Source organism: Saccharopolyspora sp. NPDC002686, from assembly GCF_040295745.1.
Taxonomy (GTDB): domain Bacteria; phylum Actinomycetota; class Actinomycetes; order Mycobacteriales; family Pseudonocardiaceae; genus Saccharopolyspora; species Saccharopolyspora oryzae.
Genome location: NZ_JBEOVY010000636.1, coordinates 1 through 1,708 on the forward strand (window position 1 = coordinate 1; position 1,708 = coordinate 1,708).

General features: G+C 68.1%; 2 protein-coding genes. One reads left to right on the plus strand and one right to left on the minus strand.

All coding sequences use genetic code 11. The features are described 5' to 3' along the window. Positions 1–88 precede the first annotated feature (88 nt). A complete protein-coding gene (locus ABTZ89_RS38505) occupies positions 89–1,174 on the minus strand; it encodes an SDR family oxidoreductase (protein WP_351054404.1) in 1,086 nt (361 codons plus the stop codon). Between the two features lie 161 nt (positions 1,175–1,335). Here ABTZ89_RS38505 and ABTZ89_RS38510 point away from each other — a divergent pair. Next, positions 1,336–1,708 (plus strand): LysR family transcriptional regulator (locus ABTZ89_RS38510; RefSeq protein WP_351054401.1); only part of this gene is annotated, 373 nt, incomplete at its 3' end.

A 1,708-nucleotide genomic window follows, 5' to 3' on the forward strand; every position in this document is an offset into this window, starting at 1 on the left:
GGTGTTATAGCGCCCCAAAGTACTCACGACTTCTGCACTGCCGGAGGAAGCGGTTGGTGGTCGTCGAGGAGCGCGTGGGCAACTCCGGTCAGGGGATGATCCGGCGCTTGCGGAGGTCGTCGAAGATCTCCTGGAACATCGCTTCGGTGTCGACGAATTCGTGGAAGCCGAAGCGGCGGGCCTTGGAACCGTCGGCGAACATGTCGTAGTCCCAGGAGAAGACGAAGTCGCCGAAGCCCCAGGACGAGACCTCCTGGTAGGACAGCGGTTCCAGGTCGTGCTCGGCGACCATGCGCTGCCACAGCTCCGCCTTGTCGGCCATCACGTCGGTCAGCGACATCGGCAGCGGGTCGCCGACCGCCAGGTCGAAGTGCGCGGCGATCTTCGGCCACATCTCCCGCCAGCGGAACAGATCACCGTTGTTGATGTTGAACGCCTGGTTCTGCGCCTGCTCGGCGTTCGCCGCCCAGACCGTCGCCTTGGCCAGCAGGCGCGCGTCGGTCATCTCCAGCAACGAGTCGTACGCGCCGGGCTTGCCGGGGAACCGCAGCGGCAGGCCGAGCTCCTTGGAGATCGCCGCGTAGACCGCGATCACCAGCGCCAGGTTCATCGGGTTGCCGAGCGCGAAACCGGCCACCACCGAGGGGCGCAGTGCGGTCCACGCCCACGCCTTGCCCTGCTGGCGCTGCTCCAGGAAATCCTGCTGGGAAGCCATGAACTCGGGCGGCATCGGACGGGCGTCGGTCTCCCGCGCCGGCGTCTTGAACGGACCGAGGTGCGCGCCGTAGACCTTGTATCCCTGCATGAGGCTGATGTGGCGCAGTCCGGGCGCGGCGGCCTCGACCGCGTCGACGACGTTGGTCAGCATCGCCATGTTCGGCGGCACCAGCTCGGCCCACGTCGGCCGGTCCTGGTAGGCCGCGTAGAAGAGGTGCGTGACACCGGTCAGCCCGCTCAGCTTCTCCCGGGTGTCCTCCGCGTCCAACAGGTCCACCGCCAAGTACCGGACCCGGTCGGTGTCCTCCCCACCCCGCCTGGACACCCCGACGACCTCCCATTCCGGGAGCGTGACCAGGTGATCGACGAGGTTGCGGCCAATAACTCCGTTAGCACCAACAACCAGGGCGCTTCCGCCTCTCCGCGATTCACAGTGGTGGTCGCGTTCGGGGTCGATCTCGCGTTCCGGGGTTTCTTGTGGCTGGTTTGCGTCACGGTCCCCTGAGGTGCGGTCGAGCGGGGCTCGGGTTGACGCCGGATTGCTCATGCCGTCAACTCTCGTCGGCGCCGATCGATAAATCCAAGGATTGTTTCTTCTGGCACTGATAAATTCTGCTCATGGCAACGTTGCGGCAGTTCGAGTACCTGGTGACCGTGGTCGACACCGGGTCGTTCACCAGGGCCGCCGAGCTGCTGCACGTCACCCAGCCCGCGCTGTCGCACCAGGTGCGCGCACTGGAGCGCGATGCGGGCGGGCCGCTGCTGGAACGGCTGCCGCGCTCCGTCCGGCTCACGCCGATGGGCCGCGCGATGCTGCCGCACGCGCGGGCCGCGCTCGCCGATGCCGAGCGGGCGCGGTCGGCCGCTCGGCAGGCGTCCGGGCTGGAGTGCGGCGAGCTGCAGCTGGCCACCGTCTACTCCGCGAGCATCGGCGTGCTGCCCCCGGCGCTGCGCGCGTGGCGGCGGGATCACGGCGGCGTGCGCGTCCACC